General features: G+C 64.6%; 19 protein-coding genes. 14 read left to right on the plus strand and 5 right to left on the minus strand.

Translation table 11 applies throughout. From position 1 onward, the window contains the following. The first annotated feature begins 15 nt into the window (after positions 1–15). The 7 genes from AT302_RS27715 to dxs are packed head-to-tail and all read left to right on the plus strand — an operon-like array spanning position 16 to position 8,543. A complete protein-coding gene (locus AT302_RS27715) occupies positions 16–822 on the plus strand; it encodes a HalD/BesD family halogenase (protein ID WP_150790265.1) in 807 nt (268 codons plus the stop codon). After that, positions 823–1,845, plus strand: a complete 1,023-nt coding sequence (locus AT302_RS18540) for a flippase-like domain-containing protein (protein ID WP_058379710.1) — start codon at positions 823–825, stop codon at positions 1,843–1,845. Positions 1,846–1,860: 15 nt separating this feature from the next. Then, positions 1,861–2,625, plus strand: coding sequence for a phosphocholine cytidylyltransferase family protein (locus AT302_RS18545; RefSeq protein ID WP_058379711.1), 765 nt, complete (start codon positions 1,861–1,863; stop codon positions 2,623–2,625). Next, positions 2,622–4,319 carry a phosphoenolpyruvate mutase gene (gene aepX, locus AT302_RS18550; RefSeq protein WP_058379712.1) on the plus strand — a complete coding sequence of 566 codons (1,698 nt, stop codon included), beginning with the start codon at positions 2,622–2,624 and terminating at the stop codon, positions 4,317–4,319. Before AT302_RS18545 ends, aepX begins: the two co-directional genes overlap by 4 nt. Continuing rightward, on the plus strand, positions 4,312–5,490 hold the full coding sequence (aepY, locus tag AT302_RS18555) for a phosphonopyruvate decarboxylase (RefSeq protein WP_058379713.1): 1,179 nt from the start codon (positions 4,312–4,314) through the stop codon (positions 5,488–5,490). Before aepX ends, aepY begins: the two co-directional genes overlap by 8 nt. Before the next feature lie 40 nt (positions 5,491–5,530). Then, positions 5,531–6,604, plus strand: a complete 1,074-nt coding sequence (locus tag AT302_RS18560) for a 2-aminoethylphosphonate aminotransferase (RefSeq protein ID WP_058379714.1) — start codon at positions 5,531–5,533, stop codon at positions 6,602–6,604. A gap of 22 nt (positions 6,605–6,626) precedes the next feature. Next, on the plus strand, positions 6,627–8,543 hold the full coding sequence (gene dxs / locus AT302_RS18565; protein ID WP_058379715.1) for a 1-deoxy-D-xylulose-5-phosphate synthase: 1,917 nt from the start codon (positions 6,627–6,629) through the stop codon (positions 8,541–8,543). A gap of 126 nt (positions 8,544–8,669) precedes the next feature. Here the strand turns inward: dxs and hpnN are convergent, their stop codons facing one another. Further along, a complete protein-coding gene (gene hpnN / locus AT302_RS18570) occupies positions 8,670–11,297 on the minus strand; it encodes a hopanoid transporter HpnN (protein ID WP_058379716.1) in 2,628 nt (875 codons plus the stop codon). A gap of 281 nt (positions 11,298–11,578) precedes the next feature. Here hpnN and AT302_RS18575 point away from each other — a divergent pair, with 281 nt between their 5' ends. The 5 genes from AT302_RS18575 (at position 11,579) to AT302_RS18595 (ending at position 16,863) form a co-directional block, all read left to right on the plus strand. Then, positions 11,579–12,226, plus strand: coding sequence for an MlaC/ttg2D family ABC transporter substrate-binding protein (locus AT302_RS18575; RefSeq protein WP_058379717.1), 648 nt, complete (start codon positions 11,579–11,581; stop codon positions 12,224–12,226). A gap of 337 nt (positions 12,227–12,563) precedes the next feature. Next, positions 12,564–13,523, plus strand: coding sequence for a 4-hydroxy-3-methylbut-2-enyl diphosphate reductase (gene ispH, locus AT302_RS18580; RefSeq protein WP_058379718.1), 960 nt, complete (start codon positions 12,564–12,566; stop codon positions 13,521–13,523). 23 nt (positions 13,524–13,546) lie between these two features. Further along, positions 13,547–14,668 carry an adenosyl-hopene transferase HpnH gene (gene hpnH / locus AT302_RS18585; RefSeq protein ID WP_058379719.1) on the plus strand — a complete coding sequence of 374 codons (1,122 nt, stop codon included), beginning with the start codon at positions 13,547–13,549 and terminating at the stop codon, positions 14,666–14,668. Further along, on the plus strand, positions 14,669–15,664 hold the full coding sequence (hpnA, locus tag AT302_RS18590) for a hopanoid-associated sugar epimerase (protein ID WP_058379720.1): 996 nt from the start codon (positions 14,669–14,671) through the stop codon (positions 15,662–15,664). Then, positions 15,661–16,863 carry a glycosyltransferase gene (locus AT302_RS18595; RefSeq protein ID WP_058379721.1) on the plus strand — a complete coding sequence of 401 codons (1,203 nt, stop codon included), beginning with the start codon at positions 15,661–15,663 and terminating at the stop codon, positions 16,861–16,863. Before hpnA ends, AT302_RS18595 begins: the two co-directional genes overlap by 4 nt. Before the next feature lie 83 nt (positions 16,864–16,946). Here the strand turns inward: AT302_RS18595 and AT302_RS18600 are convergent, their stop codons facing one another. From AT302_RS18600 to hpnD, 4 genes are all read right to left on the minus strand, one after another. After that, positions 16,947–17,639, minus strand: a complete 693-nt coding sequence (locus AT302_RS18600) for a phosphorylase (RefSeq protein WP_058379722.1) — start codon at positions 17,637–17,639, stop codon at positions 16,947–16,949. A 118-nt stretch (positions 17,640–17,757) separates the two neighbouring features. Beyond that, a complete protein-coding gene (shc, locus tag AT302_RS18605; RefSeq protein ID WP_058380418.1) occupies positions 17,758–19,731 on the minus strand; it encodes a squalene--hopene cyclase in 1,974 nt (657 codons plus the stop codon). A 136-nt stretch (positions 19,732–19,867) separates the two neighbouring features. Then, positions 19,868–21,121, minus strand: coding sequence for a hydroxysqualene dehydroxylase HpnE (gene hpnE, locus AT302_RS18610; RefSeq protein ID WP_058379723.1), 1,254 nt, complete (start codon positions 21,119–21,121; stop codon positions 19,868–19,870). Further along, the gene (hpnD, locus tag AT302_RS18615; protein WP_058379724.1) at positions 21,121–21,969 is read right to left on the minus strand and encodes a presqualene diphosphate synthase HpnD; all 849 of its coding nucleotides are present in this window, start codon (positions 21,967–21,969) and stop codon (positions 21,121–21,123) included. Before hpnD ends, hpnE begins: the two co-directional genes overlap by 1 nt. A gap of 336 nt (positions 21,970–22,305) precedes the next feature. On the opposite strand from hpnD, the gene hpnC reads away from it, so the two are divergent. Both hpnC and AT302_RS18625 read left to right on the plus strand, forming a co-directional pair. After that, entirely contained in the window at positions 22,306–23,172 is an 867-nt protein-coding gene (gene hpnC / locus AT302_RS18620; protein WP_058379725.1) for a squalene synthase HpnC, read from the plus strand. Between the two features lie 164 nt (positions 23,173–23,336). Next, positions 23,337–24,314: a DMT family transporter gene (locus tag AT302_RS18625; protein WP_237171963.1), complete on the plus strand. Its 978-nt coding sequence runs from the start codon at positions 23,337–23,339 to the stop codon at positions 24,312–24,314. Positions 24,315–24,391: the final 77 nt, after the last annotated feature.

Raw genomic sequence — 24,391 nt, forward strand, 5'->3', positions numbered from 1 at the left:
AACACCACCACCGACATGACCGATACGACGGCCGCGAGCGCTGCTGCCCTTGCCCCTTCGACCGTGGCCCCGCTAGCCCCGGCCGCCTTTGCCGCCGACGCGGAAATCGAGCGTGCGATGGACGCCATCGACTTCGACGCGGTCACGTCCGAGTTCAAGTCGCAGGACGCGTTCATCTATCTCGAAAAGTTTTTGCCGCGCACGGTCACCGATCAGTTGATCGCCGCTGCGCGCGCGGTCACGCCGAACGTGAACCGCAACTATCTGCCCGGACACAAGCAGGGTGGCAGCGTCAGCCGTCACACGCTCGACGAGCTTGCTCCGTTCGTGGCCGAGTTGTATCGCTCGCCTGCCCTGATGCGTTTTCTCGAGCGTCTGGCCGGCGAAAAACTGCTGCCGTCGCCGAAAGAAGACCCGCACGCGTACGCGCTGTACTACTACACGCGTCCGGGCGATCACATCGGCTGGCACTATGACACCTCCTACTACAAAGGCCGCCGTTATACGCTGCTGCTTGGCGTGGTGGACCAATCGAGCTGCAAGCTCGAGTACCGACTTCACACGCGCAATTCGGGCGCGCCGCAAGTCGATGGCGCCGTGGCTTATCCGCCGGGCGCGCTGGTGTTCTTCGACGGGGACAAACTGCATCACCGGATCACGCCGCTCGGCGACAACGAGGAGCGCATCTCGCTCACGTTCGAGTATGTGACCGACCCGCGCATGGGCACTTGGCAGCGCTTCATATCGAATATGAAGGACGCCATCGCTTACTTCGGTTTCCGGCAAGTGTTTCGTCAGGTATTGCAACGGACGAAGCGCTAAATGAACCGGACTGCCATCGTATCTCTGACCCTCGGTATTGCCCTGTTCGTCGCCCTGCTCATCTGGCAGGGTACGGGCTCGGTGATGTCTACGCTGGCCATGGCCGGCTGGGGGCTGCTGCCCATCGCCGCGTTCCACATCGTGCCGCTGGTGCTCGATGCCGCCGCCATTCAGGTGCTGGTCACGAAATCGTGCTCGCTGCGCCGCGCGGTCCTCACGCGCTGGGTCGGCGAGTCGGTCAACAGCCTGCTGCCGGCCGGTCAGATCGGTGGTCCGATTGCGATGGTGCGTCAGATGAAGCAAAGCGGGATGGCCGGGCGCGAAGCCGCCGCCGCCATTACCGTGAGCACCACCTTGCAGGCCGTCGCGCAGATCGTCTTCGCGCTGCTCGGTCTGACCGTCTTCGGCATCAGTGCCACGCATGACAGCAATGGCGGCCTGTGGGTGCCGATGCTGCTCGCCACGGCCCTGATCTCGGCCCTGCTCTACGCGTTCTACATCGCGCAGCGTCGCGGCATCTTCGGCTGGGCGTTTCGCATGCTCTCCAAAATGTCGTCCAAGCGCGACTGGTCGTCCCTGCTCGACCGGGCCGACGCCGTCGACGAAATCGTGCAGCGCATGTACGGCCAGCGCCGTCAGGTGCTGGCGAGCTTCGCACTCAGTCTGGTGGGCTGGATCGTGGGCACGGCCGAAGTCTGGCTGATCCTGCAATTCATCGGCCATCCGGTGAGCTGGGTCGACGCCATGTTGCTCGAAAGCCTCGGGCAGGCGATTCGTGGTGCCGCGTTCTTCGTGCCGGGCTCGCTCGGCGTACAGGAAGGCGGCTATCTGCTGCTCGCACCGCTCGTGGGTCTGCCGGCCGATGCCGCGCTGGCCCTGTCTCTGGCCAAACGTACGCGCGAGTTGTTGCTCGGCGTACCAGGCCTCGTCTATCTGCATTTCTCCGAACGTGGCTGGCGCCGCCGGCGCGCCTCGCAACAAGGCGTGTCGCTGCCCACGGCCACGGATACTGCACCGCTCTAAAGAAGGATACCGACCATGCGGGCCATCATTCTCGCAGCAGGCATGGGCCTGCGTTTGCTCCAGCCCGAAGACAAGCAGTCGCCCAAGTGCCTGCTCAAGTTCGACGGCATGTCGCTACTCGAGCGCCATCTGCGTATGCTCGCAGCGGTCGGCATCACCGACGTGGTGCTGGCGCTCGGCTTTCACCACGAACAGGTGAGCGAAGAACTCGATCGCCTGAACTGGACCCCGCGTCCGCAGATTTGCCTGAACCCCGACTACCAGCTCGGCAGCGTGCTCACGCTGCACACGGCCGCCGCGGCAATGACTGCCGGTGGCGACGTGCTCGTGATGGACGCGGACGTGCTCTACGATCAACGCATCTTCAATGCGCTGGTGGCGGGCAAGACGGCCAACCGTCTGCTCATCGACCGCGATTTCGAAGTGGGCGACGAGCCGGTCAAACTGTGCCTGCGCGACGGCGTACCGGTCGAACTGCGCAAGCAGGTCATGGTCGGCCTCGAATACGACACCGTGGGCGAGTCGGTCGGCTTCTTCCGTTTCAACGAAGCCACGGCCACGCGTCTGGCAGAAATCACGCGCGATTACGTCGAATCGGGCCGCGCCAAGATGCCGCACGAAGAAGCTGTGCGCGATCTGCTGCTTGAGCGCGGTGCGCAATTCGAAACCGCCGATGTCACGGGTTTCCCGTGGATCGAGATTGACTACCCTGAAGATGTGAAGCGCGCCGCCGACCAGGTGCTGCCGCAACTCGAACCGCTCACGATGGTGTCCGAATGAACGCTCCCGACGCATTCACCTTGCCGCCGACCGCCACGCGCGCGGCACAACTGCGCGCCATGCTGCGCAGCAATCAACTCGAATTCCTGATGGAAGCCCACAACGGCTTGTCCGCACGCATCGTGCGCGAGGCAGGCTTCAAGGGCATCTGGGCCTCGGGTCTCGCGATCTCCGCCCAGTTCGGCGTGCGCGACAACAACGAAGCCAGCTGGACGCAAGTTGTCGACAACCTCGAATTCATGGCCGATGCCAGCGATCTGCCGATCCTGCTCGACGGCGACACCGGCTACGGCAACTTCAACAACATGCGTCGTCTCGTGCGCAAGCTCGAACAACGCGGCGTGGCCGGCGTGTGCATTGAAGACAAGGTCTTCCCGAAGACCAACAGCTTCATCGGCGGCGAGCGCCAGCCGCTCGCCGACATGGACGAGTTCTGCGGCAAGATCAAGGCCGGCAAGGATTCGCAGGCCGACGACGATTTCTCGATCGTGGCGCGTGTCGAAGCGCTGATCGCCGGCTGGGGCATGGAAGAAGCCCTGCGCCGCGCCGAGGCTTATCGTCTGGCCGGTGCCGACGCCATCCTGATTCACAGCAAGCTCAAGCGTGCCGACGAGATCGTGCAATTCGCCCGCGAGTGGGATAACCGCTGCCCGCTGGTGATCGTGCCGACCAAGTACTACAGCACGCCGACCGACGTGTTCCGCGAAGCCGGCATCAGCGTCGTGATCTGGGCGAACCATCTGATTCGCTCGGCCACGTCGGCCATGCAGGCCGTGGCTGCCGAGATTCATCGCAACGAGACGCTCATCAACGTCGAAGACCGCATCGCAACCGTCGACGAGATCTTCCGTCTGCAAGACGCCGACGAGTACACCGAAGCCGAAGACCGCTATCTGTCCGCCGCCAACGCCCCGCGCTCGGCCATCGTGCTCGCCGCGAGCCGTGGCAAGAACCTCGAGAGCGTGACCACGGACCGTCCGAAGGTCATGCTGCCGGTCGCCGGCAAGCCGCTGCTGCGCTGGCTGGTGGACGGCTTCAAGAAGCAGAACGTGAACGACATCACGGTCGTCGGCGGCTACCGTGCCGACGCGATCGACACGGCCGGTATCACGCTGGCGATCAACGAACGCTTTGCCGAGACCGGTGAACTGGCCTCGCTCGCCCGTGTTGGCGATGCGTTCGCTCACGACACCGTCATCTCGTATGGCGACCTGCTGTTCCGCAGCTACATCGTGCGCGATCTGGTCGAGAGCGACGCCGACATCACGGTGGTGGTTGACTCCACCGCCGCCACGACGGCCAACGCCAGCGTGCGCGACTTCGCGTACTGCTCGTCCGGCGACGATCGCGGCCTGTTCGGCCAGCAAGTGCTGCTCGAGAAGATCAGCGGCGACGCGACGGATGCCGGGCGCACGCCGAACGGCCGCTGGATCGGTCTGCTGGGCGTGCGTGGCGAAGGCCGCGCGCAAGTGCAACGCGTGTTCACGACGCTTCAGGCCCGCGCCGATTTCGACCAGCTTGGCGTGCCCGACCTGATCAACGCATTGGTTGCCGATGGCGCGAAGATCGACGTGCAGTACGTGCACGGCCACTGGCGCGGCGTGAACGACATGGAAGAATTCCGCCGTGCGGCAGACTTCGCCCATGGTCAGACGCCGTTCAGCGGTGCCGATACGGAGACGCAAGGTGATTGAAGCGGGTCAGTTCGTCGAAGCCGCGCGCAAGCACGGCTTCACGTGGTACACCGGCGTGCCGTGCTCGTTTCTCACGCCGTTCATCAACTACGTGCTGCAAGACCCGACGCTGCATTACCTGTCGGCGGCCAACGAGGGCGATGCGGTCGCCATCGCGGCGGGCGCAACTCTCGGTGAAGGCCGTGGTGCGCGCGCCGTGACGATGATGCAGAACTCGGGCCTCGGCAACGCCGTGAGCCCGCTCACGTCGCTCACGTGGACGTTCCGTCTGCCGCAGTTGCTGATCGTGACGTGGCGTGGCCAGCCCGGTATCACCGATGAGCCGCAGCATGCGCTCATGGGCCCGATCACGCCGGCCATGCTCGACCTCATGGAAGTGCCGTGGGAACTGTTCCCGACCGAGCCGGAAGCGATTGCCCCGGCGCTGGAGCGAGCCGTGCGTCACATGGACGAAACGGGCCGCCCCTACGCCCTCGTGATGCAAAAGGGCAGCGTGGCCTCGTTCCCGCTGCAACCCACGGAACGCCCGACGCGCCCCGCGCAGCCGGCGCCAGCGTCGCTCGTGCGCGGCGTCGCACCGGCCGACCTGCCGACGCGCCGCGATGCGCTGGAGCGGGTCATCGCCCATACGCCGCTCGACGGCACCGTGGTGCTCGCCTCGACCGGTTTTTGCGGACGCGAACTCTACGCGCTCGATGACCGGGCCAACCAGTTGTACATGGTCGGCTCGATGGGCTGCGTCACCACGCTCGCCCTCGGGCTGGCGCTCGCCCGCCCCGATCTGCGCGTGGTTGCGGTCGACGGCGACGGTGCCGCATTGATGCGCATGGGTGCGTTCGCTACGCTGGGGGCTTATGGCCCGTCGAATCTGGTGCATCTGCTGCTGGATAACGCGTCGCACGACTCGACCGGCACGCAGGCCACGGTCTCGCCGACGGTGTCGTTCGCCGGTGTGGCTGCCGCCAGCGGCTATGCACTCGCATTGGAAGGCGATACGCTCGACGTCATCGAACAATTGTTCGACGGCCGTTCTGCGAGCCTTTCCGACGGCCCACGCTTTGCCTGCCTGACCACGCGCCCCGGCACGCCCGATGGCCTGCCGCGTCCGAAGGTCACGCCGGAAGCCGTCAAGTCGCGTCTGATGGACCACATCGCTCAAGCCCGCGCCTGAGCGTTCCCCCTATAACAATATCCGCCGAGGAAGCTTCGCCATGCTGTTACTGAACCCGGGCCCCGTTACCCTGACCGAGCGTGTCCGCAAGAGCCTGCTGCAACCCGATCTGTGCCACCGCGAGCCCGAGTTCTTCGACTTGCAGGACGAAGCCCGCGCGCGCCTGACGGCCGTCTACGGTCTGGACCCGGCGGTGTGGACGCCGGTGCTGATGACCGGTTCGGGCACGGCAGCGGTTGAGAGCATGACGGCGGGTCTCGTGCCCGAAGGCGGTCGACTGCTGATCGTGGAGAACGGTGTGTACGGCGAGCGCATTTCGCAAATCGCCAAGCAGTACCGCATCGATCACGACGTCATCCATTTCGAATGGATGCAGGCGCCGGATCTGGCACAGATCGTCAACAAGCTGGACACCGCCGGTGACCGTCCGTACACCAACGTGGCGATCATCCACCACGAGACGACCACGGGCCGCCTGAACGATTTGGGCGGCATTGCGCGCGCCTGCCGCGAGCGTGGCATCGACCTGCTGGTCGACGGCGTGAGCAGCTTTGCCGCCGAAGCCATCGATTTCAACGACTCCGGCATCGTGGCCGTTGCCGCCACCGCGAACAAATGCGTGCACGGTGTGCCGGGCGTGTCGTTCGTGATGGTGCGCAAGGATGCGCTCGCCAAGGCATTCAGCCGCACGTATTACCTCGACATCGCCCGACTGGCCAAACTGCAAGCCGAGCGCAACACGCCGTTCACGCCGTCCGTGCATGCGTACTACGCGCTGGTCGAAGCGTTGCGCGAACTTGACGAAGCCGGTGGCTGGCAGAAGCGCCACGCCCACTACGGCGCACTCGCCGAGCAGGCTCGTGCCGGACTCGCCGCGCTGGGCATGGATGCCGTGCTGCCGCCGAACGAATCGTCGGTCGTGCTGCGCGCCTACAAGCTGCCGGCGGGCGTGGATTATCCGCGTCTGCACGACTGGCTCAAGGCCGACGGCTTTGTGATCTACGCAGGCCAAGGCGGCCTGTCGAAAGAACTGTTCCGTATCTCGACGATGGGCAACCTCACGTCGGCCGACATCGATCGCCTGCTGGCGTCGTTCGCCCGGTTAGTGAAGTAAGCGCGGGGACGGACGTTCAGCCATGGCCGATCTGCTAGCCACCCTCCGCTCCCCTGCCGACATGCGCGCGCTCTCGCGCGCCGACCTGCGCCGTCTGGCCGATGAACTGCGCGCCTGCGTGCTCGACAGCGTGTCGCGCACCGGCGGGCATCTGTCGTCGAACCTCGGCACGGTCGAACTGACGATTGCGCTGCATTACGTGTTCGACACGCCCAACGATCGCATCGTGTGGGACGTGGGCCACCAGACGTATCCGCACAAGATCCTCACCGGACGCCGCGAGGCGATGCCCACGCTGCGTCAGTGGCAGGGCTTGTCGGGCTTTCCGAAGCGCGACGAATCGCCGTACGACACGTTCGGCACGGCCCATTCGAGCACGTCGATTTCTGCCGCGCTCGGCATGGCGCTCGCCAGCAAGGTCAAGGGCGAGAAGCGTCACGCGATTGCCGTGATCGGCGACGGTGCCATGACCGCTGGCGAAGCGTTCGAGGCCTTGAACAACGCCGGTGTGTACGACGACCTGCCGTTTCTCGTCGTGCTCAACGACAACGATATGTCGATCTCGCCGCCGGTGGGCGCGCTCAACCAGTACCTCACGCGACTGATGTCGGGCCAGTTCTACTCGGCCGGCAAGGAAAGCGTGCGTAACCTGCTGCGCAATGCCCCGGCACCGATGCGCGAGTTCGCGCACAAGCTCGAAGAACATGCCAAGGCGATCGTGTCGCCGACCGGCACGATGTTCGAAGAGTTCGGTTTCAACTATCTGGGCCCGATCGACGGTCACGATCTCGATGCGCTGATTCCCGCGCTTGAGAACATCAAGGCGCTCAAGGGGCCGCAATTCCTGCACGTGGTGACACGCAAGGGTCGCGGCTACAAGCTCGCCGAGGCCGATCCGGTGCTCTATCACGGACCAGGCAAGTTCAATCCGAGCGAAGGCATTCGCCCGGCAGCGCTCGGCACGGCCGCGCCGAAAACCTACACGCAGGTGTTTGGCGAATGGCTTTGCGACGCCGCAGCGGCCGATTCACGCGTTGTCGGCATTACGCCGGCCATGCGCGAAGGGTCGGGACTGGTGGAGTTCGAGAAGCGCTTTCCGGAGCGCTACTACGACGTGGGTATCGCCGAACAGCACGCGGTGACGTTTGCGGGCGGGCTCGCCACCGAGGGGCTCAAGCCGGTCGTCGCGATTTATTCGACGTTCCTGCAACGCGGCTACGATCAGGTGATTCACGACGTGGCGCTGCAAAACCTGCCGGTCGTGTTCGCCATCGATCGCGGCGGTCTGGTTGGTGCTGACGGCGCCACGCATGCCGGTGCCTACGACATCGCGTTCCTGCGTTGCATCCCGAACATGGTCGTGATGACCCCGGCCGATGAGAACGAGTGCCGCCAGTTGTTGCAGACGGCACTCGGCATCGACGGCCCTAGCGCCGTGCGCTATCCGCGTGGCACGGGGCCCGGTGTAGCACTGGAAACCGGTCTTTCGACGCTGCCCGTGGGCCGCGCCCAAGTGCGCCGTCAAAGCGCCGCCCCGGCGGGCCGCCGTGTGGCGTTGCTGGCGTTCGGTCCGATGGTGGCGCTGGCCGAGCAGGTGGCCGGCGAGTTCGACGCGAGCGTGGTGAACATGCGATTCGTGAAGCCGCTCGACACGGCCACCGTGCTGGCAATGGCCCGAACGCACGATCTCGTCGTCACGCTGGAGGAAGGTGCCGTCATGGGCGGTGCAGGCTCGGCGTGCATCGAAGCGCTCAATGCGAACGGCGTGCAAGTGCCGGTGCTGCAACTGGGACTGCCCGACAAGTACATCGATCAGGGCACCCCAGCACAGCAACTGGCGTCGGTCGGTCTTGATGCTGCGGGCATTGCGGCATCGATTCGCCGTGCCCTCACCGAGCGTCTTGGCGGCAAGGTCGAAGCGGTGCCTTCGTCGCAATAAATCGGCGAAAAGTCTCCCGGCACCTGCGGGAATGCAAAACGGCACCTTGCGGTGCCGTTTTGCATTGTGCCTTTGGGTTTGCGGTGTCGTATCAGACCCGTCGTCAGCGTCGGGTCCGACTCGGCCTCAGACCTTGCCCGGCGTCTTCGCCGCCGCCTTCTCACGCGGCTTGCCCATCAGCACCGGCTGGAAGAACACTGCGCCGATCAGCGTGCACACGAGCGAGAGCGCCAACAGCTTGCCCATGCTCGACGTGCCCGGGTGATGCGACAGCCAGAGACTGCCAAACGCGATGCCCGTGGTTGCCGCCGACAGCACGACAGCCTGCGTCAGACTCGACGCGAGCAGGCGCGTCTGCCCGTGACGCCACGCGATCACGTAGTAGATCTTGAACGCCACGCCCACGCCCAACAGCAGCGGCAGCGCGATGATGTTCGCGAAGTTCAGCGGCAACCCGATCAACACAGTAATCTCGAGCGTCACGGCCGCCGACACCAGCAGCGGCACGAGCGTGCGCAGCACGTCGCCGAAGTTACGCAGTGCGAGCCACAGCAGCACCGTGATCGACAGCAGCGCCCAGATACCCGCTTCGATGAACGAGCGGATGATCGTATCCGCCGAGCGCAGGATCGAAATCGGACCGCCCACGGCGTCCGGTGTCGTTGCCAGCACGGCGGCACTGAACTTGCGCAGCATCGCGTCGTCGCTCGGGTCGGCGCCCTTTGCTACCCGCGGCGAAATGTTCACGAGTGCGCGTCCGTCGGCGGCGACCCATTGGGCCACGATGTCCTTCGGCAGCGATTCGCGCGTGACTGTCTGCGGTTGCAGCGCATCGCGCAACTGGCCGAGGGCGAGCTTGAGCGGCCCGGCAATCGCACGGTCTGCACGGTCACGCAGCGCGGCGTCGCCCGCAGCAAGCTTGCGCAGTGCGGCGGCAAGTCGTTGCGCTTCCTTCGCGCCCTCACCCGGGTGATCGAGCGCAGCGTCTTCCAACTGCCCTGCGGCCGTCTTGAGGGACGACACACGCGCGGCGTCTGCCACTGGCGGCAGCGGTGTTTGCGAGAGCGTCGGCAGCAGCGACGTCGCTGCTGCACCGATCAGGGCGAGCTTCGCCGGCTGCTCGGCCGGCATGAAGGTCGTGAGCGTGACCACACGGCCGATCTCCGGCACCGCACGTAACTTGGTGGCCTCGGCATCGGCGGCGTCGAGATTGGCGGCGAGCAACTGCACGTCGTTCACCCCGGCCTCCGGCGAATTGGCGAGATCGAGCAGCGTCGCCATCGACTCCGTATGCGGGTCTTTCAGGTGCAACGGGTTGAAATCGAAATGCAGATGCGCGAGCAACGGCAACCCAGCGACCACGAGCGCCAACGTGCCGTACAGCAGCGGGTTACGGTATTTGTCGGTGAAATCGTCGACCCGGCCCAGACTGCGAAAGCCCGGCGGGCTCGCTTCGCCACTCGGCTTGAACACGCTGATTAGCGCGGGCAGCAGCGTAATCGCCGACGGGAAGGCCACGCACAAAATGCCCACGCCCGCGATCAGGCCCAGTTCCGATACGCCACGATAGTCCGTGGGCAGGAACGAGAAAAAGCTTGCAGCGGTGGCCGCCGCGGCCAGCGACAACGGCATGGCGATGGCCTTGCCGGCACCGGCGAGCGCCCCTTGCAGCGCGCCTTCGTCGTTGCCCAGGCGATGCCGCTCTTCGCGATAGCGCACACCGAACTGAATCCCGAAGTCCACGCCGATACCGACGAACAGCACCGCAAACGCGACCGAAATCATGTTGAGTGCGCCCACCATCATCAGGCCCAGCGCAAACGTGATGGCCAGACCGGCGAGCAGGGTGATGAACACCGCGACGATCATCTTGCCCGAGCGCACCGCGAGCCACAGCACCACCAGCACGGCCAGCAGTGTGATCACCGCGTTAGGGCCGGCGTCCTGACGCACCGACGCAAACTCCTCATCGGAGAGCGGGCGCGGGCCCGTCAGGCGCACCGTCGCGCCATAGCGTTCTTCGAGCTTCAGATCGGCTGCCGCTGCGCGAATGCGCGACGCTGCATTGGCACCCGCTTCAAGTGCCGCGTAGTCGAGTACCGGCTGCACTTCGACATAGCTGCGTGCCACGGTATCGGGCGCGACCAGCGCACGCCACGACATGGCAGCCGGCTTACCGGCCAGCACCGCTTCGGTCGTATCGGCGGCATTGCCCAGCAGACGCGCCATTTCCGGCAGCTTGACCTGACCGGTGAGCAACGGCGTCTGCAACGTGACGGAAAGCAGATTCGACAGCCCGGTCAGACTCGGGTCCTGAGCGAGCCGGTTGAGCAGCGGCTTGGCATCGCCCAGCTTGCTGGTGAGGCTCTTCACATCGTCAACGGACGCGAACAGCAGCGCATTGTGGGCAAAGAACTCACCCGCGCCCGGGCGGCTCACCGCACGGAAGACATCTTTTTCGTTGGCGAGCTTCTCCGCCAGTTCGGCGGCAGCGCGATCGGCGAATTCGATAGCGGGCGCCTGCACGACGGCCAGCGTGACGTCAGCCTTCTGCGGGAAAGCACGGTCGATCTCGCGGCCACGCTCGGCGGCGGGCGTGTTGGAGTCGATCAGGCTGGAGACATCGGTGTTGATCGCGAAGTGCTTGGCGACGTACACGCAACTGGCCACTGTCAGCAGCAGCGAGGCGAAGATGACTGGGTACGCGTGCTTCGCCGAAAAACGGACGATGCGCACGACGAGCGAAGTCAGCATGTAGCGGTTCCGGAAGAGAAATGCAAAACGAATGGAAAGGCAACCGCGCCGGCCATCCCGTCATCCCCCGCCTGCGCCCCACTTATCACGCCATTTAGGCATAAGCGATTGAGACATCAGGTAAATTTTGCGGGACGCGTCGGGAACCAATCGGCGATAAAGACCGTCGATCTGGCCATTGAAACGGTGAATTTACAAAATCGAAGCAGTATACAGGGCCTCGTGCACTACACTACGGCCTACCCGATTTAAACCAACGAAGAGAAGCTGGGTTCCTACGTATGAAGAAATTTCTGGTGACGGCAATGGCCGCGGCCACCATGGCCCTTTCAACCGTTTCATCGGGCGTCTGGGCACAGACGAACAGCGCCAATCCCAACGACATGGTGAAAACCGCCGTCGAGACGGTCGTCAAGGCAGCCAAGGCTGACCCGGCCGCACGCGATGGCGATATTGCCGCCACGGCCAAAGTGGTCGAGCGCGACTTCCTGCCCTACACCGACTTCCGCCGTACCACGCGCTACGCCGTCGGCCCGAAGGCCTTCGACGCCGCCACGCCGGCCCAACAGCAGCAGGTCTTCGAGCAGTTCCAGCAATTGCTGGTGAACACCTACGCCCTGCAACTCTCGCAGGTGCGTGGCTCGCAGCTCTCGTTCAAGTACGATCCGGCCAAGGTTTCGGCGGGCAGCACCGACGCGGTCGTAGGTGCGCAGGTCAACGGCACCGGCGACACGCTGGCGGTGGCCTATCGTCTGGGCAAGACCGACAAGGGCTGGAAAATCTACGACATCAACATGATGGGCGAGAACGTGGCCGACGCGTGGCTCATCCAGTTGTACCAGCCGCAGTTCAAGGCCCGCCTTGCCAATGGCGGCATGGACAGCCTGATCGCGTATCTGCGCGAAAAGAACGAACGTTTCGGCAAGTAAAAAGCAAGGGTCCGGCACGGGATGTCTGACCCGCCACTCTCCTCGCAGGGACTTTGTACCGATTGGCCACCCGATCGGCGCGAATTCGGCCCAGATCGGCGCCGATTCGTCAATCTTTATGTAACAAGTGCTGGCTGTTCCCCACAGGGGGTCGCCAGCAATAATTGGCGGCGGCGGTTACAATCGTCTCTTGTCAAACGACCGGACGGCGGTCCCCCCGCGGGCATGCTCGACGAGCCATCGAAAATGGCGCGGAGAGTCCCATGAGGCCAATGTAATAACGACATGGACTCCCCGATTAAACCGCCATCCCGGCCGACCTGAGCCGGAGAGCTGAATGCAAGTCATCCTTGCCCAACCCCGCGGGTTTTGTGCGGGTGTCATACGTGCCATCGAGATCGTCGAACGTGCCCTTGAAAAATATGGCGCGCCGGTCTACGTGCGCCATGAGATCGTCCACAACAAACATGTGGTCGATTCTCTCAAGGCCAAAGGCGCGCGCTTTATCGCCGAGCTTTCCGAAGCCCCGGCGGGTGCGGTCACCATTTTCAGCGCTCATGGCGTTGCCCGCGTTGTCGAGCAGGAAGCGCAGATTCGTGGTTTGAAAGTGTTGAACGCGACCTGTCCGCTCGTCACTAAAGTGCACATCCAGGGCAAGAACTACGTTTCCGCCGGACGCGAAGTCATCCTGATCGGTCACGCCGGTCACCCGGAAGTCGAAGGCACGATGGGCCAGATCGACGGCCCGGTGCATCTGGTGCAAACCGAAGCCGACGTGGATCTGCTGCCGTTGCCGGTGAACACGCCGGTGTCCTACGTGACGCAGACCACCCTGTCGGTCGATGAGACTCGCGGTATCATTGCTGCACTGCAACGACGCTTCACCAATATCGTCGGGCCGAATACCAAAGACATTTGCTACGCCACACAAAACCGCCAGACCGCCGTGCGCGAGCTGTGCGAGCGCGTGGACGTGCTGCTGGTGGTCGGTGCGACGAACAGCTCGAACTCGAACCGCCTGCGCGAAATCGGCTCGGAAATGGGGTTGCCCAGCTACCTCGTGGCCGACGGCTCGGAAGTGAACCCTGAATGGGTTCGCGGCCAGGCCCGCATCGGTATCACTGCCGGGGCGTCCGCGCCCGAGCGCATGGTCGAAGACGTGATCGACGCGCTGCGCCGCATCGACACCGTCGAAGTGACTCTCATGGACGGCATCGAGGAAACCATCCAATTCCGCTTGCCGTCGGAATTGACCAAAGACGAGCCGGTCGCCGCGCAACACGCGGTCGCTGGCTAACGCAACACGAACAGGAGCCGAACTTGGCCATCCCCTTCCTGCAACAGGCGTATGTTGGCGCCTACCTCATGAAGCAACGCTTCAAGGGCAACAAGCGTTACCCGCTGGTGCTCATGCTTGAACCGCTTTTCCGCTGCAATCTGGCCTGCTCGGGCTGCGGCAAGATCGACTATCCGGATCCCATTCTGAATCAGCGCGTCTCGCTCAAGGACGCCCTCGATGCCGTGGACGAATGTGGCGCACCGGTGGTCTCGATCGCCGGCGGCGAGCCGCTGCTGCACAAAGAAATGCCGCAGATCGTCAAGGGCATCATCGAGCGCAAGAAGTTCGTCTATCTCTGCACGAACGCCCTGCTGCTGGAAAAGAAGATCGACGACTACGAGCCGAGCCCGTTCTTCGTCTGGTCGATCCACCTCGACGGCGACCGTGAAATGCACGACGCGTCGGTGTGCCAGGACGGCGTGTACGACCGTTGCGTTGCCGCCATCAAGCTGGCGAAGTCGCGCGGGTTCCGCGTGAACATCAACTGCACGCTGTTCAACAACGCCGATCCGGAGAAGGTTGCCAAGTTCTTCGACACGACGAAGGAAATGGGTCTGGACGGCATCACCGTGTCGCCGGGCTACGCCTACGAACGTGCCCCGGACCAGCAGCACTTCCTGAACCGTTCGAAGACCAAGCAACTGTTCCGCGACATTCTCAAGCGCGGCAACGGCGGCAAGGACTGGACGTTCAGCCAGTCGAGCCTGTTCCTCGACTTCCTGGCCGGCAACCGCACGTATCACTGCACGCCGTGGGGCAACCCGACGCGTACCGTGTTCGGCTGGCAACGTCCGTGCTACCTGCTCGGCGAAGGCTATGCCAAGACGTACACCGAGTTGATGGAAACCACCGACTGGGACAAGTACGGCGTGGGCAACTACGAAAAGTGCGCGGACTGCATGGTCCACAGCGGCTTCGAAGCGACCGCCGTGAACGACACGCTGTCGCGTCCGCTGCGTGCCCTCGGCGTTGCCCTCAAGGGCGTGCGTACCGAAGGCCCGATGGCTGACGACGTCTCGTTCGCCAAGCAACGTCCGGCCGAGTTTGTGTTCTCGAAGCACGTCGAGATCAAGCTCGACGAACTGAAGCGAGCCAAGGCGTAAATGCCGACGCGTGTGCTGGTCACCGGCGCCTCCGGGTTCGTCGGTTCTGCGGTAGCACGCACGGCGCTCGCGCGCGGTCACGAGGTTCGCCTGCTGGTGCGTGGCACCAGCCCGCGCGCGAACCTCGCCGACCTGCCCGTTGAAGTCGTCGAAGGCGACATGCGCGATGCGGCCTCGATGCAGCGCGCACTCGCCGGCGTGGACGCCCTGCTCCACGTTGCGGCCGACTACCGCCTCTGGGCGAAAGATCCCAACGACATCATGCGGGCCAATATCGATGGCACGCGCACGGTGATGGAAGCCGCGCTGCGTGCAGGTGTTGAGCGCGTGGTGTACACGAGCAGCGTTGCCACGTTGCGCGTGCAAGGCGCGACCGGTCCGGTCGATGAAACCTCCCCGAACGACGAAGCCACGACCATTGGCGTGTACAAGCGCAGCAAGGTCGCGGCCGAGCGTCTGGTCGAGCGCATGATCGCCAACGACGGCCTGCCCGCCGTGATCGTCAATCCGTCCACGCCCATCGGGCCGCGCGACATCAAGCCCACGCCGACCGGCCGCATCATCGTCGAAGCGGCGCAGGGCAAGATTCCGGCCTTCGTCGATACCGGGCTCAACCTCGTGCACGTCGACGACTGCGCCGAGGGCCACCTGCTGGCGCTGGAGCGTGGCCGCATCGGCGAGCGCTACATTCTGGGCGGCGACGACGTGTTGCTGCGCGAGATGCTCGGCGCCATTGCCGGCCTTGTGGGCCGCAAGGCACCCACCGTGGCATTGCCGCGCTGGCCGCTCTACCCGCTCGCGATGGCTGCACAAGGCGTGGCGCGCTTCACCGGCAAAGAACCGTTCGTCACGGTCGATGGCCTGAAGATGTCGCGCTATCACATGTTCTTCTCGTCCGAGAAGGCCAAGCGCGAACTGGGCTACACCGCCCGCCCCTACCTCGATGGCCTGCGCGACGCGCTCGCCTGGTTTCGCACCGCCGGATATTTGTCATGACTGTTTTGGCCTGGATCGCCGCGCTCTCGCTGGCCATCTGGATCTATCTGCTGATTTCGCAGGGCGGCTTCTGGCGCGCACGCGAACGCGATGATCTCGACGACGATCAACTGCCTGTGCCAGATGTCTGGCCGACTGTGGCGGTCATCATCCCGGCGCGTAATGAGGCCGAGTCGATCGGTCAAGTCGTTGAGTCGCTGTGCAGGCAAGACTACGCGGGGCAACTGCGCATTGTCGTCGTCGACGATCAGAGCAACGACGGCACCGCCGATCTGGCGCGTCAAGCGGCGGCCCGTGCGGCAGCCGACGGCCTCACACGGCGCGTGGATGTCCTGAGCGGCCAGCCGCTGCCCGGCGGCTGGACTGGCAAGATGTGGGCCGTGCGTCAGGGCGTGGCGTTTGCCAGCGATCCGGCGACCAACGACGACGGCATTGCGCCCGAGTACCTGCTGCACACCGATGCCGACATCGCTCACTCGCCCGACAACGTGCGTCACCTCGTGACCCGCGCCACGGGCGACAATCGCGTCCTCGTGTCGCTCATGGCGAAGCTGCGCTGCACGGCGTGGTTCGAGCGCACGCTGATTCCCGCCTTCGTGCTGTTCTTCCAGATGCTCTACCCGTTCGCTTGGGTCAACGATCCGAAGAAGCGCATGGCGGCGGCAGCCGGTGGATGCATGCTAATCCATCGCCGGTCGCTGGAAGCAGGTGGCGGCATTGAAGCGATTCGCGACGAGATCATCGACGACTGCGCCATGGGGCGCCTGCTCAAGAAGCAAGGTTCGATCTGGCTGGGACTCACCGAGCGCGCGATGAGCGTGCGGCCGTACGACAACCTCGGCGAGATTCGCAAGATGGTCTCGCGCACGGCCTACGCGCAGTTGCAATATTCGCCGGTGCTGCTGGCGGGTACGATCGTGTCGCTGCTGCTCACGTTCATCGTGCCGCCTGCCGTGACGATCTTTGGTTCCGGCATTGCCCAGTGGCTGGGGTTGTTCGCGTGGGTCGCGATGACGATCTCGTATGTCCCGATGCTGCGCTTCTACCGCCAGCCGACGAGCTTCGGCCCGATGCTGCCGCTGGTGGCCGCGCTCTACACGGTCTTCACGTTCGACTCGGCGCTGCAACACTGGCGCGGCCGTGGTGGTATGTGGAAGGGGCGCGCGCAAGCGCGCGGGCAGCAGTCGTCGGACGTATAACGCCGCGTCAATTCACGCTGCCCCATAGAAAAAGCCAGTTTGCCGACAACGCAAACTGGCTTTTTTGTTGAGACTCGACGCCTTCAGATCTTCGCAGCTTCCGCGCCGAATCCATCGCCAAGCCGCAGCGTAATGGCCTGACGCCCATAGCGCATCGCATCCTTCGCCCGGCCTGCATCCTTCCCCACGCGAATCAACGCCGGCAGTTGCAGCGGATGCTTGGCCAGCGAACACAACACGCCGAGAAGATTGACCGACCCATCGGGACGCATACCGGCGAGCGCCGCCGGCGGCAGCGAGCGTTCTGCCGGGTCGATGACCACGCGTGCCACCACGAATGGCAGCCCATGCGCCGTCGCCACACGCGCAACGATATGCGACTCCATATCGGCCGCCGCCGCCCCGCTCTCGCGGCACAGCGCCGCCTTGTCGTCGGCCGTCACCACCGGCGCCGTTACACCTGCCAGATCGGCTCGTAGCGCCGCCGGCAAGGCCCGGCGCAGTGCGTCGGCCCACACAATCGACGACACGTATTCGCGCGCGTTGTCGGGCATGTCGAGCACCTTGTGCGCGATGACCCACTGCCCGGCTTTCACCCCCGGCACCAGACCACCGGCCGTCCCGAAGCTCACCAGCCCGCGTGCGCCCTGCGCAATCGCGGCTTCGAGTTCGTCCGCCAGCGTGTTGTTCTGCGCGCACACCACGCGCACGCCATTGCCGCGCGCAATGCGGGCTTCGAAGGGCATGCCGGTCACAACGATGATGGGCGAAGTCATGGGACTCGTCACTGGACTCATTAGCCTGCCTTGAGAAAACCGAGGGAATATCGAAGAAACCGCCCCGGTGGCAAACCTCTGCCGCCGGGGCGTGCGATGCGCATTGCGCGCATCGATATTACATGCCGCAGGGCACCGGGCAATCGTTGCGCACGCTCAGATTGCGATAGCGTGCCAGCGCCCACAGCGGGAAGAACTTGCGATAGCCGTGATAACGCAGGTAGAACACGCGCGGGAAACCCGTCGCCGTGTACAACTCCTCGTCCCACAGCCCTTCATCGTTCTGCGTGTTCAGCAGATAGTCGACGCCGCGCTTGACCGCCGGGTCGTCAGCCTTGCCCGCCGCCATCAGGCCGAGCAGTGCCCAGGCCGTTTGCGACGACGTGCTCGGTGCCGCCTCATAGCCCTTGTATTCGAGCTTGTAGCTGTCGCCGTCCTCACCCCAGCCGCCGTCGGCGTTCTGGATCGAGAGCAGCCACTTCGCCGCGCGCGCCATGACCGGATGCTCCGGTTGCATGCCCGCCGCTTGCAGACCGCACATGGCCGACCACGTGCCGTACACGAAATTCATGCCCCAGCGGCCGTACCAGCTGCCGTCGGGTTCCTGATCGTCGAGGATGTACTTGAGCGCCAGATCGGCGGAAGCCTTGCGCTCCGGCGACGTCGGCAACTGCGCCAGCATCGACAGGCAACGCGCGGACACATCGACCGTTGGCGGGTCAAGCAACGCCCCGTGATCGGAGAACGGAATGTTGTTCAGATACAGATGCGTGTTCTCGGGCTCGAATGCGCCCCAGCCACCGTTGCTGCTCTGCATGCCGATGACCCATTCCGTGCCGCGATCGATCGCGTAGCGCATCGCCTGCGACTTCGGGTCCGCCTGATCCACTTTAGCGTTATCGAACTTGCCCGCGAGCTTTTCGTAGCGGTCCATCGCCATCGCCACCACCGCCGTGTCGTCCACGTCGGGGTAATGCGGGTTGGCGAACTGGAATGCCCAGCCGCCCGGACGCACGTTCGGACGACGTGAAATCCAGTCGCCGCGCACGTCGAGAATCTGCAACGGAATCAGCCATTCAAGCCCCTTCCCGGCTTGCTCGATGGCGCGCTTGTCGCCCGTCTCCAGCAGCGCATGCGCCGAGAGCGCCGTATCCCACACCGGCGACAGACACGGCTGCACATACGTCTCGTCGTCGGCCGGCGTCACCAGCTTCTCAACCGACTTGCGCGCAATCGCGCGGCTCGGATGGTCTTCCGGGTACCCGAGCACGTCGTACATCATGACCGAGTTGGCCATCGCCGGATAAATCGCCCCGAGGCCGTCTTCACCGTTCAGGCGCTCTTCCACAAACTCGACCGCGCGTTTGATCGACTTCTTGCGCAGCGACTTCGGGAAGTACGGATCGAGGGCACGCAGCACATGATCGACGCCCGAGAAGAACGTGAACCAGAAGCGGCTCTGATGCGGCGCGCGCTTGGGCGGGCCCACATCCTTGGGGCTGCCGATGAAGAGCTCATCGATGCCCACCCCCTTGGGGTTACGCGCGAGCGGGCGCTTGGCCTGCAATACGAGCAGCGGCACGATCACCGTGCGCGCCCAGTACGACACCTTCGAGAGATGGAACGGGAACCACTTCGGCAGCAGCATGATCTCGACCGGCATCATCGGCACTGCCTTCCATTCGAGCACGCCGTACAACGCCAGCAAAATACGCGTGAACACGTTCGAATTCTGCGCACCGCCGCGCGAAATGATGGCCTCGCGCGCACGCACCATGTGCGGCGCGTCGATCGGCTCACCGATCATCTTGAGCGCGAAGTACGCCTTCACGCTCGCGCTCATGTCGAACTTGCCCTGATGGAACAGCGGCCAGCCGCCATGCTCGCCCTGAATACGGCGCAGATAGACGGCGATCTTGGCTTCGAGTTCGGCGTCGACCTTCTCGCCCAGATGGTGGCGCAGCAGCACGTACTCGGCCGGAATCGTCGAATCGGCTTCGAGTTCGAACAGCCAGTGGCCGTTGTCCTGTTGCAGATCGAGCAGAGCCGTGATCGAGCGATCGATTCCCGTCTCGAGCGTTTGCGTCGCCATTGCCGTGCTCACCTTCTGGGCAAGTTCGGTATGCAGTTTGAGGTCCACTGCGGTAGCAGTGGCCGTGCGTCGAGCTTCCTTCTCGGAAGCGTCGCGAATCGTATCCATGACAGTCTTGCCTTTTCAACCGGCCGTATCAGGCCGGGCTCAGTAAATCGGCGGCGCGGTTGCCGCTTCGCAACGCGCCCTCGATGGTCGCTGGCAGGCCGGTGGCCGTCCAGTCGCCGGCGAGCAAGAGATTGCGCCAGCGCGTCTTCGCCGCCGGGCGGCGTTTGTCCTGCGCCGGCGTCGCCGCAAACGTGGCGCGCTTTTCGCGCACCAGTTGCCACACCGGCATCGGTGTGGACGGCACCTGACACGCCTTCGCGACCTCTTCCCAGATGCGCAGCGCGAGTGACTCGCGCGATTCATCGAGCAGATGGTCGGCGCCGCTGATCGTCACCGACAAGCGGTCTTCGAACGCGAAAATCCAGTCGCTCACGCCGTTCACCACACCGATCATCGGCGGGCAGCCCGGCGGGGGCGGCACCTGAAAATGTGCGTTGACGATGGCGCGGTATTCGTCCGGCGTCGTCAGCTCAGGCACCAGCGAGGCCGCCACGTTCGGTGGCACGGCCAGTATCACGGCATCATCCGCCCCGAGCATTTCCGGGCCGTCGCCAAAGTCGATCGATTCGACACGGCTGCCGTCGGCCGAGTAGGCCAGCGCACGCACGCGGTGCTGCATCATGACCTGCGCGCCCTTCGCTTCCAGATACGCCAGCGCCGGGTTGACGAACGACACGTCGAGCCCATCGCTCGCAATCAACGGATGGCAGGCTTTGCCGCCCGCCGCGAGCGTTTCGCGAATGACCGCAGCGGCCATCTGCGCCGAACCTTCCGCCGGATCGGCATTGAGTACGGCTAAGAACAGCGGATGAATCAGCCGCTTGTACAGCGCCGGCGGACAATTCATCGCGTCGGTCATCGTCGCGTCGGGGCCGGCGCGCAGCAGCGGCGCGAGCGACAGATAATCCGACCACTTCGTGCCCGGCACGCGCGCGTTCTTATCGAAAATCCACCACGGCAGGCGACCTTCCGAGAGCCGTACGGTCCAGCGCTCGTCGCTATCGAGATCGACGAAAGCGAATTCGGCGCGGCCCGGGCCGGTCAGCGTGTGCTCCGAGCCGATCGTGCGGGTGAACTCACGCATGGTCGTGTTGCCCGAGAGCACCAGATGGTTGCCGTTATCGATCACGGCATTGAGCGTGCGATCGAAGTACGACCGGCAACGCCCGCCTGCCTGCGGTGCGGCTTCGTGCAGCACGACCGGCACGCCGCGCGTGGCAAGTCTTACCGCGGCGGCCAGGCCTGCGAGGCCGGCGCCGATGACATGAACCTTGCCTGCCATCAGAAAACCATCTGCCGCAGCAGCATCAGAATCAAACGCCAGCGCGGCACACGCACGCGCTCACGCGGCGCGGCAAAGCCGCGTGCAATCAGTTTGTCGAGAATCGCGCCATAGGCCTTGGCCATCACCGCCGGGGCGATGACCACACGGCGCGGGTGGCGCGTCATGATCGCGCGCGCCTTCGCGTAATGCTCATGCGCTTGCGCCACGAGCGGCGCACAGGCCCGGTCGAGCCGGGCGTCGGCCATCATCGCAGGCGTGGCGTTGACGATACCGGCTTCTGCCAGCGTCTCGCGCGGCAGGTAGACGCGGCCGATGGCGGCGTCTTCGTCGATATCGCGCAGGATATTCGTCAGTTGCAGGGCACGGCCGAGGTGGTACGACAGGTCGATACCTTCCTGCTCGGGCATGCCAAATACCTTAACCGACAGACGGCCGACGGCACTCGCCACGCGATCGCAATAGAGATCGAGCGTCGGCAGATCAGGCGCAACGATGGGACCGCACGCGTCCATTTCCATGCCGTCGATGACAGCCAGAAAATCGTCGTGCTTCAGGTCGAATTGCTTGACCACGTGTGCCAGATTGGCGAGCGAGGGCGCGGGACGGCCTTCGTAAAGGTCGGCCAGATCGCGGCGCCAGACCGCCAGACGCGCCATGCGGCTCGCCGACGTGTCTTCGCCGTCGTCGGCAATGTCGTCCACGGCGCGGCAAAAGGCATAAATCTCGAACATGCCTTCACGCTGTGCGGGCGGCAGAATGCGCATCGCAGCATAAAAGCTGCTGCCGGACGCCACACGTGCGCTGCTTTGCTCAGGCGAAATTTCGATCGGTTCGGCGACGCTCACGAGGCTCCTCGTCGTGCAGGGGAACAGGGTGACACCACAGAAAAACCCAGGGGATTCTTGCAAACCGGCAAGTATACCGGGGATTGGCGTGACTTTCCCGCCAGGATTGGGAACGATAGCATAGAATCTCGGGGCGTTCGGGGCAGGCCCGAGGGCTGAAAACCGCCCCATCGCCCTGATTTCCCGACGTTTTTTGACAATTGCGTCAGTTGGCGCGCCACCTGTCGAACGGTGGCCGGCCCGGCACAATGGTTATCCCAGTTTTCGCAACAATCGCGGCGGCTGTCGGCCTCAGGCAGACACGCTTCGATTTGCCCCAATTGCCTCACCAGCCCGATGACTTCCGACGCCAAGATCGAGCATTACGAAAACTTCCCCGTAGCCAGTGTCCTGCTGCCGCGCGAAATGCGCGCGCCGGTGGGCGTGATCTACAACTTTGCCCGGACCGCCGACGACATCGCCGACGAGGGTGACGCGACCAACGCCGAGCGTCACGCGGGGCTGGCCGCCTATCAGGCCGAACTCGACAAGATCGCCGCCGGGGTGCCCACGTCGCCCGACCAGCCGCTGTTCGCCGCCCTCGCGCAAGTGATCGCCGAGCACAAGCTCTCGGTGCAGCCGTTCTCCGACCTGCTCTCAGCCTTCGATCAGGATATCGAGGTCAAGCGCTACGCCACCTTTGCCGACCTGCGCGACTACACGCGCCGCTCTGCCGACCCGGTCGGGCGCATCATGCTCGGTCTGTTCAAGCTCGACACGCCCGAGAACATCGCCTGCTCCGACGACATCTGCTCGGCGCTGCAACTGATCAACTTCTGGCAGGACGTCGAAGTCGACTGGCGCAAGGCGCGCGTGTATCTGCCGCAGGACGACATGGCACGCTTCGGTGTCACCGACGCCGATATCGACGCGAAGACGCTCGACGATCGCTGGCGCGCGCTGATGCGCTACGAAGTGGATTTTGCCCGTCGCATGATGCTGCGCGGTGCGCCGCTCGCCAACCGTGTGCCGGGACGCTTCGGACTGGAACTTTGCTGCGTGGTCCATGGCGGCCTGCGCATTCTCGACATGATCGAAGCGGCCGATTACGACGTCTTCCGCCGCCGTCCGCAGTTGGGCAAGGGCGACGGCGTACGCGTGTTCCTGCGCGGCCTGTGCATGAAGCTGAGCGGCCGCCCGCCCAAGGCACTCGCGACGGCCTAAACCCGTCCCGCCCTGCCACGCAGAGGGGCAGTGGCACCATCGATCCGCGCTCTGCTGGCGCTTCTCCTGCGGCCACGCTTGCCCTAACGTGATGCATTGGCGCGTCCTGCCCCAAAGGGCGACGCGCCCTCCCCTCACGTTCTGGAGCTTCGGAGCCGCGCGCCGTGAATCTGCCTGCTGCCCTACAACGTCTTGCGTCGCCACGGCGCGATGCCCGTGGCAGTCACGGCGCGCCCACTCGCACGAACGCCGGCCTGATCTTCGCCATCGTCATCGTCATGTGGGGCGTGAACTGGCCGGTCAGCAAAGCGTTGCTCGCACATGTCTCTCCTTGGTGGAGCACAGCGTTTCGCTCGACCGTCGGCATGCTCACGCTCTTCATCATCTGCGCGGTTACCCGGCGGCTGGTCTGGCCCAAACGTGGCGACCTGCCCGTGATCCTGAGCGTCGGTCTGCTGCACATGACCGTCTTCTCGCTGCTGGTTGCCATCAGCCTGCAATACGTAAGCGCCGGCCGCTCGGCAGTGCTCGCCTACACCACACCGCTGTGGGTCATGCCTGCGGCACGCCTTTGGCTGGGTGAAGCGCTGACGCCGCGCCGACTGGTCGGCATCGCCTTCGGCCTGCTCGGCATCGCGGTCATGTTCAACCCGCTGGCGTTCGATTGGCACGACCGTAATGCCGTCTTCGGCAACGCGCTCGTGCTCGCCTCGGCGCTTGTGTGGGCCATCGCCATCGTCCACATGCGCGCGCATCGCTGGGTCAACGGTCCGTTCGAACTGAGCCCGTGGCAATTGCTGCTCGCAAGCGTGATTCTGAGCACGCTCGCCCTCCTCTTCGATGGCGCACCGCGCATCACCGGCGTGGCCGGATTTGCGGGGCTGATGACGTACGGCGGCATCGTCGGTGGCGGCATTGCCTACTGGCTCGCTGGCGTCGTCACGCGGCAGTTGCCTGCGGGGGTCACGTCACTCGGCCTGCTCGGCGTGCCCGTCGTCGGCACGCTCGCGTCCGCATTCCTCCTGCGCGAATCGCTCGGACTCGATGTCTGGCTGGCCCTCGCGCTCATCGTGGGCGGCATTGCACTGGGCACGGTATCGAAGCCCGCTGCGACGCCATGCCGCACCGACCCCGCCGCCTGATCTCCCCGCGCTTGACCCATCGCAAACGCCGTTCGCCCGAGGCATGACAGACTGCCCTCACGCATGACGAATGGAAC

Source organism: Pandoraea norimbergensis (genome assembly GCF_001465545.3).
Classification (GTDB): Bacteria; Pseudomonadota; Gammaproteobacteria; order Burkholderiales; family Burkholderiaceae; genus Pandoraea; species Pandoraea norimbergensis.

What these genes read in the sequence shown, in the direction of transcription:
- hpnN (WP_058379716.1), bottom strand. Translation starts at nt 11,297, where the DNA reads ATGCTGACTTCGCTCGTCGTGCGCATCGTCCGTTTTTCGGCGAAGCAC.
- dxs (WP_058379715.1), top strand. Translation starts at nt 6,627, where the DNA reads ATGGCCGATCTGCTAGCCACCCTCCGCTCCCCTGCCGACATGCGCGCG.
- hpnA (WP_058379720.1), top strand. Translation starts at nt 14,669, where the DNA reads ATGCCGACGCGTGTGCTGGTCACCGGCGCCTCCGGGTTCGTCGGTTCT.
- AT302_RS18545 (WP_058379711.1), top strand. Translation starts at nt 1,861, where the DNA reads ATGCGGGCCATCATTCTCGCAGCAGGCATGGGCCTGCGTTTGCTCCAG.
- ispH (WP_058379718.1), top strand. Translation starts at nt 12,564, where the DNA reads ATGCAAGTCATCCTTGCCCAACCCCGCGGGTTTTGTGCGGGTGTCATA.
- AT302_RS18540 (WP_058379710.1), top strand. Translation starts at nt 823, where the DNA reads ATGAACCGGACTGCCATCGTATCTCTGACCCTCGGTATTGCCCTGTTC.
- AT302_RS18595 (WP_058379721.1), top strand. Translation starts at nt 15,661, where the DNA reads ATGACTGTTTTGGCCTGGATCGCCGCGCTCTCGCTGGCCATCTGGATC.
- hpnC (WP_058379725.1), top strand. Translation starts at nt 22,306, where the DNA reads ATGACTTCCGACGCCAAGATCGAGCATTACGAAAACTTCCCCGTAGCC.
- aepX (WP_058379712.1), top strand. Translation starts at nt 2,622, where the DNA reads ATGAACGCTCCCGACGCATTCACCTTGCCGCCGACCGCCACGCGCGCG.
- shc (WP_058380418.1), bottom strand. Translation starts at nt 19,731, where the DNA reads ATGGCGACGCAAACGCTCGAGACGGGAATCGATCGCTCGATCACGGCT.
- AT302_RS18575 (WP_058379717.1), top strand. Translation starts at nt 11,579, where the DNA reads ATGAAGAAATTTCTGGTGACGGCAATGGCCGCGGCCACCATGGCCCTT.
- AT302_RS18600 (WP_058379722.1), bottom strand. Translation starts at nt 17,639, where the DNA reads ATGACTTCGCCCATCATCGTTGTGACCGGCATGCCCTTCGAAGCCCGC.
- AT302_RS27715 (WP_150790265.1), top strand. Translation starts at nt 16, where the DNA reads ATGACCGATACGACGGCCGCGAGCGCTGCTGCCCTTGCCCCTTCGACC.
- hpnE (WP_058379723.1), bottom strand. Translation starts at nt 21,121, where the DNA reads ATGGCAGGCAAGGTTCATGTCATCGGCGCCGGCCTCGCAGGCCTGGCC.
- AT302_RS18560 (WP_058379714.1), top strand. Translation starts at nt 5,531, where the DNA reads ATGCTGTTACTGAACCCGGGCCCCGTTACCCTGACCGAGCGTGTCCGC.